Raw genomic sequence first — 7,077 nt, forward strand, 5'->3', positions numbered from 1 at the left:
CGAGCGACAGATTGAGCTAATTTTTCGATAGTACGGGTACTTTCCATTATCTTTAAATATAATTATATTCATCTAGTATGCCTTCTTCCAAAATAAATGATATAACTGTCTTTTTAATTACACTACTGCTGTTTTCATGCGGTAAAAATAATCGCTCTTCTAGTGTAACAGAAAAGGAAAACAGCACCTCAAAAAAAGATTATATCGCCTTTCTTATAAGCACGGATACTTTACCTTTAGTGGCAAAAATAAATGCCATAACATCAGAAGACCGTATCCTTTCAAGAAGTAAAGATAGCGTCGCAATAGCGATGCATTATTTCTTTCAAGCAAAGCTTAACTATTGGGATAACAACTTTCAAAATGCGTCTATCTTGCTGGATAGTATGAAAGTAGGACACCAATCTGGCGATCTCTATTTTTTAAAAAAATGGGCTTCGCTGGAACAACAGACAAGAGGAAGTAATGTCGTAGATGCTGCAGTGATGAGAAAAATACAAGAGCTCCTGCAAAAAGCAGAAAATGCATCCAGTAGGATCACTTATCTTTTTTATGACCTCACCGCCAAGTCATTTTATCAGAATAAAAACGAAAAGGCGGCAGCAATATATGTGGACAAATATTATCACGCTCACCCCTATAAGGAGCACCCTGTTGTCAAACGACGCTACTACGATATGATATTCTTGCTAGCATCCCGACTGGATGATTATGAAAAAATGGCAAAATACAACAAACTGGCAAAACAGCTGGCATTAGCCTCTAACGATAACCTCGCCCTGGCACGTACCTACGACAACGAAGCGCAAATCTACGCCCGCATGGGATTCTATGATGAAAGTCTAAAGATGAGCAGAGCGGTTGTTTCCATTTTAGAAAAAAACAACGATATTCATGATGTAGCTTACAACAATTTAGCCAAAAGCTTTATAAATATCGGCCAACTAGATTCGGCAGTATATTATTACAAAAAAGCGATTGCAATGAATAAGAAGAATATGTCAGATAAACCTAGATATCTTCTTTACAAAGGCCTGTCCGAGGCCTATGTACTACAAAGTGATTACAGAAAAGCATATGAAACCTTAGATATGGCTAGCCAATTAGAAGTAAAAACGATTAAAGAGATCGAAGCGGCTAACATTGCGGAAATAGAAGAGAAATATGAAGCAGAAAAAAAAGACCGTAATATTTTGACCTTAAAGAGTAAAAATCAGCATAGTGAAGACATCATTAGGCAACAGAAATATATGCTGTTCTCAGGTCTAGCTTTGGCAGCTGGATTACTGGCACTTATCTATAACGTATATCAGCAAAAAAGTCTAAAGCAAAAAAACAAATTACTTCACAGTGATAACAGTAGGCTAAAACTGGAGCATAAGCTTTTGCAGACCCAGCTCAATCCACATTTTGTTTTTAACTCCATCGCCAACCTGCAAGGTCTCATCGCAACAGGAGACAGCACAGAATCTGTACGTTACCTTTCTTCGTTTTCCCAATTGCTACGGGATATATTGGAACAGAGCCGGATGGATTTTATAGATCTAAATGAAGAAATTATCTCGCTCGAAAATTATATCCATTTGCAACAGATGCGCTATCCCAACCTTTTCGGCTACCGCATAGATATAGATGAACAACTGGATACCGAAGAGGTGTTTATACCACCTATGTTATTGCAACCTTTTGTAGAAAATGCGATCGAACATGGGTTTAGGAATATTGCTTATAAGGGCGAACTTATTATCCGGGTTGAATTAGAGGAAAATGAAATTATCATAACGATCGATGATAATGGAAGCGGTCTAACACACCAAAAAACATCAAGTCAGAAAAAGAAATCATTGGCGCAAGATATATTGAGAGAACGTCTTCAGTTATTATATAGACTCAACAATCAGCAAGCACGTTTTGAGCTCATTGAAAAAAAAGCCTTTAGCAAACAAGGCATTTGCATTAAAATAAATTTACCCATTATCAAAAATATATAAGGAAATTATGATAAAGGTCTACGTTTTAGAAGACGAAAAAATTATTCTGCGCCATCTGCTGCAGATACTGAATGAAATGCCGGACATCAAGGTGCTTGGCTATACCGAAGGGATCGCTGAAGCGAAAGTGGAAATACCTCTTTTAAAACCAGATGTGATCCTTGCTGACATCAGACTGAAGGATGGCAATAGCTTTCAATTGTTTGATGAAATCGGAACAGAAAATTTCCAGATCGTTTTTTTAACAGCATACGATCAGTACGCCATTGAGGCGCTGAACCTTGGAGCACTTGGTTATCTTTTAAAACCTGTAAACAAAGAGTCCCTACATGATATGCTGGATAAATGCCGACAGCACCGTGGGCAAATGACAATGGATCCGGAACGTGTTACTCTAGCTAAAGATCACTACCTCTCTCCGGAAACCCCATTGAACCGAAGGATCGCACTCAAAAGTCAAGAGTATATCGAAATCGTATCGATGGACGATATCCTTTACTGTAAAAGCGATAAAAGTTACACTTCGTTTTTTCTCACAGATAAAAGAGAGGTGCTGGTCTCTAAAGGGCTCAAGCTCTATGAGAACATGTTGGCCAGATGTGGTTTTCTCCGTTGCCATCAGTCTTATTTAGTAAACTTCTTATATGTAAAAAAATACTATCGGGAGGGTTTTCTCGAAATGACCAATAAAGAAATGATACCGGTATCAATTAGAAAAAAGGAAGAGGTCTTATTTTATCTGGAAAATTTAGCCTGATAGCTGTCTTGCTTCACCTTCTTATGCATTAAAATTAAATGGTACAGGATGCAAAACTGCTATAAGCTATAGGAGTTTTGCATCTGATTGATAATAAATCGTATTAAAATATTTAATAGGATTCGATCATGAAAGCAGGAAATCACCAAGAAATGGATAATACTCAAAAGATTTGACTCTTCAGATCCTTGATTAGCAATTTATAGTTGCTTTTTTTTCGAGATGTAAATATTAATTGATTATAAGAACGTATATATCGAGCTACTAACGCTGAAGCTGATAATTATATCTTACAGATTAAGAAATTTAGATTATTTATACTTTTTTCACAATAGTGAGATAATTATTATTAATATTGCAAACGTTAAGTTTTAAAGTTATTTCTTTGTATTGGAGAACATAATTTGATGTTTAATAAGGTTTTAAAAATTCCCTCTTCTAATCAGGAAAGATAATGATCATTAGTCGTAATTGTAATTCATTTTTGATAATAGCTTTAGCTTCTATCGTAGGCTGGGGTCTGGTTGGCGTTTTTATAAGACTTTCCTCTTTGCAGTCTCCATTGTTGATCATATCCATGAGATTTATGATCACTTTTTCTGTTTTATTAATAGTTTTATTGGTCCAAGGAAAAACTAAACAGGTTTTCAAAGATCTTTTCTCTAATAACACAATAATTGTATTAAGTTTAGTATTATTTCTAACTTATCTTTTTGGAACGATTGCCTTTATGCTAGCTCCCATTGGAGAAGTTACATTATTGATCAGCAGCTCTCCTTTTTTTGTTATATTATTTAAGAAATTAAAGGGAATTGTAATTTCAAAAAATGAATATATAGGAACTATCATTGCTATTCTGGGAGTTGCTGTTATTTTTTACCCGCACTTAAGCACCAAATTATCGCTATCGGGATCTTCACTTCTGGGACAAATTTTTGCTTTATCCGGCGCGCTATTATTTGCTATTTTTGTGATGATTTCCAACACTCAGAATGTTTTAAATAAACAAATAAATACTTTAAGTGTAACTTTGGGAACGTGTCTTTTTGGTGCTTTAATCTTCCTATATATCTTATTATTTGACAAAACGGTTTTCCCTTTGGGAGAGTTAAACGGAGTGAATATTTTGAGTATATTTTCTCTAGGGATATTTTCGACTGCCATCCCCACTTTTGGCTTTGCATATGCGTCTAAAAAATTGCCTCCGTTACTATTATCCAACCTACTATTGATGGAGCCTGTTTTTGCTATTGTTTTTGCCTATTTATTTTTATCCGAAATTCCCAATAGCTACATTTACCCAGGTATTTTATTAATAGTTCTGGGACTTTTAAAAGTATCAAGAAAAATGAGTGCAGATAATATTGCTTAAGAAGCAGCATGATTATAAGGAACACCCTTTTGGACTTGCAAAGAAGATAGCGATCAAGGATAATGATCATGTTAATGGTATTCGAGCAATCTACACTCAAAATAACATAAAAAAGCCATTGATTCGCATTATGTTTTACTCAGTTTATGCATTTTTGAACAAAACTTAGATCAAGTCTTGAAGTTGCTCCACATGATGACTGGGAATCTGAACAGGCCTGATGCGATCAAAATAGGAGTCGGAGATTAACATCTGAACCGTTTTCTCTATAAAATCCAATTTTACTTCCTTAACCAATATCAAATTTGGTTCTACAGAGAAATAACCATAATCTTTAAATTCACAGTCAAAATCTTGTCTTAGACGAATGATATTACAGAAGTACAAATGATAATATTCTCCATTTAATAAGACATAAATATCGCTTCTGTAACCTTTGCTATACGCTTCATATTGTGCTAATTCACTATTATCTAAACAAAATATTTTATAATTATTCATTTCAATATCTGATTTAACTGCAGTAGTTTATATTAGCCATCGATCACATACTATAATATTTTTATATGCAGTGTACCATAAAATTAAAAAAACAGTATTTCATTAAATAAGTTTTTAAAATCATCCCATTTCATATTCTTTTTAATGACATTATAAAACAACTTACGGAAATAGAATTGTTATTTTTTTAAAGTAAATAAAAAGTTACATAGACATAAGAAAACCTTCACGATTTAAAAGATAATAATCTATATATTTAAAAATTACGGTTACAGATAAGTAATCCATTGTCTTATTATTACTCCAATCATTATGCGAAAATTTTATAGTTTAGTTTCTTGCGGTTACTTAATTTTCACGCTAACTTCATGTTTTTCGTCTCATTTGACAACTCAAAATCAAATAAGACAAGCAATACCTCAAAGCCGATTTGCAGATGCGCAATCAGTTGGTATGAAAAAAGAAGATATTATAAAAAAATTTGGCCTTCCATTATCAACTTCTGCTGAAGTGCAAAAGGATGTGGGAAACGAAGATTTACACTACGTAGAAGTTTTGGGCGATATCAAATTATTTACCACTATTACTTTCCAGAACGGGATTGCAATAAAACAGAAGGTCGATCAAATAACGACCAACTATGACGATCGTTTAAAAAAACTTGAAAAAGACGTAAAAATTCTGCAGACACCGAGACTCTATAACTAATAACCTGATTTATTTTTTCAGAAATATAGATCTATAGTTTCTAGTCTATATTACAAAGTTGAAATAACCCTTGGTTTAGGTGTACTTTATTGCCTTTTATTTCCATCTAAGGAATATAAAAATTAATTTAAGTAATTTGAACTTTAAATGTAGAACGCATTTTCATAAAAGTTGCTATTCATTAATCTCATATATTCTATTTAGAAATCTTAATTCTTGTTTTTCAACTTTCTCTTTCAAAAATGCTTTACACATTGCTTCTGTTATCTCTGAATTATGCCCATCCACGAATAAATAAAAACTCCAATCTGTAAATCCAATATTATCGTTTTCAAATTCAATATCCACATCTTCATTTTTAAATCTAAAATCGCAACCATAACCATGAAAAACATATCCTTTAATCTGAGAGTTTTTGATGCCAAAATTTCGATTTTGAATAAGTCCTTGGTTTTTTCGCATCAAGATTTCTTTCTCCCCAAAATTTTCCAATATATATCGCAATACTAATTTTAACTTTTCAATAAATTTGGAATAGATGACATCTAGATCTCGCATGTTTATCAGAAAAAAATTACTGTAATTACTTTGTTCCTTTCACAAGTAAAAGTAATAATCTTCTGGCCTTATTCCTAAAAATTAAAGTATTTAAGATTCAGTGATCTGTTAATACTTTTTTCGAATAATCAATCTTATCTGGTCCAAATGAGGGACATGATTATTAAAATGATCCAATTTTAGTGACATCTGAAAATTTCGAGTAAAATATTGCGAAAATCTCCTTATGATTGTAAAATGGAAACCCTAATAGTCTTGGATCTAGACGAAACCCTGCTTTATGCTGTGCAAAATAAACTTGAAAGAGATGAAGACTTCAAGATGGATTCATATTTCATTTATAAAAGACCTTATTTAGATCACTTCCTTACGTTTTTAGCAAGGGATTTCAAATTAGCGATATGGAGTTCAGCAGACGATGTTTATGTAAAACAATTGATTGAAAGAATCAAACCTGCGCATATTACATTTGAATTTGTCTGGGGAAGATCGCGAGCGACAAAAAAACGTAAAAGTGTGACTGATGACTACTACTTTGTAAAAAGATTATCTAAAATAAAGCAAAAAGGATTTAAGTTGGAAAGGACGCTTATAATCGATGATACAGCTGAAAAATCAATGCTAAACTATGGTAATGCAGTCCAGGTATCTGAATTCACCGGCGACCCTGTGGATGATGAATTGCTACAGTTATCGAGTTATCTTCAAAAACTAAAAGACGCCGAAAATGTTCGCGTAATTGAAAAAAGATTTTGGAGAAATGCATAGCAATGTTGCTAATTCTGACCACTAGGTGAGAAAAAACATGCTACAGATCAGAGATTCAGTTTTCCTTAAAAATTTAATTGCATTAGAGCTATTGAAAAGGTATACGCCCCAGCATAAATGATCACATAACTTATATTGTGGGTATGGTTAGCTAGCTAATATTTTCTTTCGAAGGAAACACCATTGAATCGATAAACACCACTCGGATTGGCTCCTCCAAACCATAATTCGCCATCATTACTTTTATATATGGTCCAGATATGTTGACTCTCGACACCGTCTGTAAGTAGCAACTTTGTATCAACAGATTTTAGCAAAAGTAATTCGCCATTACATTAGCTAAAATTAAAAAAAGGCCGCATCTTTTGGTGTGAAACAAAATCAATGTCGGCCTCTTAATAAAAACAGAGTTTTTATGTGGT

At 33.4% G+C, this 7,077-nt stretch carries 8 protein-coding genes; 5 read left to right on the forward strand and 3 right to left on the reverse strand.

Translation table 11 applies throughout. The annotated features are described in order from the left end of the window. Window positions 1–77: 77 nt before the first annotated feature. The 3 genes from EDF66_RS25145 to EDF66_RS25155 all read left to right on the forward strand — a co-directional run bounded on the left by EDF66_RS25145 (window position 78) and on the right by EDF66_RS25155 (window position 4,120). Window positions 78–1,991: a histidine kinase gene (locus tag EDF66_RS25145; RefSeq protein WP_132845997.1), complete on the forward strand. Its 1,914-nt coding sequence runs from the start codon at window positions 78–80 to the stop codon at window positions 1,989–1,991. 7 nt (window positions 1,992–1,998) lie between these two features. After that, on the forward strand, window positions 1,999–2,748 hold the full coding sequence (locus tag EDF66_RS25150; RefSeq protein ID WP_243656142.1) for a LytR/AlgR family response regulator transcription factor: 750 nt from the start codon (window positions 1,999–2,001) through the stop codon (window positions 2,746–2,748). A gap of 484 nt (window positions 2,749–3,232) precedes the next feature. Beyond that, window positions 3,233–4,120: a DMT family transporter gene (locus tag EDF66_RS25155; RefSeq protein WP_207898770.1), complete on the forward strand. Its 888-nt coding sequence runs from the start codon at window positions 3,233–3,235 to the stop codon at window positions 4,118–4,120. Between the two features lie 165 nt (window positions 4,121–4,285). Here EDF66_RS25155 and EDF66_RS25160 read toward each other — a convergent pair whose 3' ends face one another. Beyond that, window positions 4,286–4,621 (reverse strand): hypothetical protein, encoded by a 336-nt coding sequence (locus tag EDF66_RS25160; RefSeq protein WP_132846001.1) that lies wholly within the window; start codon window positions 4,619–4,621, stop codon window positions 4,286–4,288. A gap of 312 nt (window positions 4,622–4,933) precedes the next feature. Between EDF66_RS25160 and EDF66_RS25165 the strand changes: the two genes are divergently transcribed. Further along, a complete protein-coding gene (locus EDF66_RS25165) occupies window positions 4,934–5,329 on the forward strand; it encodes a hypothetical protein (RefSeq protein ID WP_132846003.1) in 396 nt (131 codons plus the stop codon). A 174-nt stretch (window positions 5,330–5,503) separates the two neighbouring features. Here EDF66_RS25165 and EDF66_RS25170 read toward each other — a convergent pair whose 3' ends face one another. Continuing rightward, window positions 5,504–5,887 (reverse strand): DUF6896 domain-containing protein, encoded by a 384-nt coding sequence (locus tag EDF66_RS25170; protein ID WP_132846005.1) that lies wholly within the window; start codon window positions 5,885–5,887, stop codon window positions 5,504–5,506. Window positions 5,888–6,124: 237 nt separating this feature from the next. On the opposite strand from EDF66_RS25170, the gene EDF66_RS25175 reads away from it, so the two are divergent. Next, the gene (locus EDF66_RS25175; protein WP_132846006.1) at window positions 6,125–6,655 is read left to right on the forward strand and encodes an HAD family hydrolase; all 531 of its coding nucleotides are present in this window, start codon (window positions 6,125–6,127) and stop codon (window positions 6,653–6,655) included. Window positions 6,656–6,810: 155 nt separating this feature from the next. On the opposite strand, the gene EDF66_RS25180 is transcribed toward EDF66_RS25175, so the two are convergent. Continuing rightward, complete coding sequence (locus tag EDF66_RS25180; RefSeq protein WP_165902526.1) at window positions 6,811–6,948, reverse strand: two-component regulator propeller domain-containing protein; 138 nt, start codon at window positions 6,946–6,948, stop codon at window positions 6,811–6,813. Window positions 6,949–7,077: the final 129 nt, after the last annotated feature.

Source organism: Sphingobacterium sp. JUb20 (genome assembly GCF_004342035.1).
Classification (GTDB): Bacteria; Bacteroidota; Bacteroidia; order Sphingobacteriales; family Sphingobacteriaceae; genus Sphingobacterium; species Sphingobacterium anhuiense.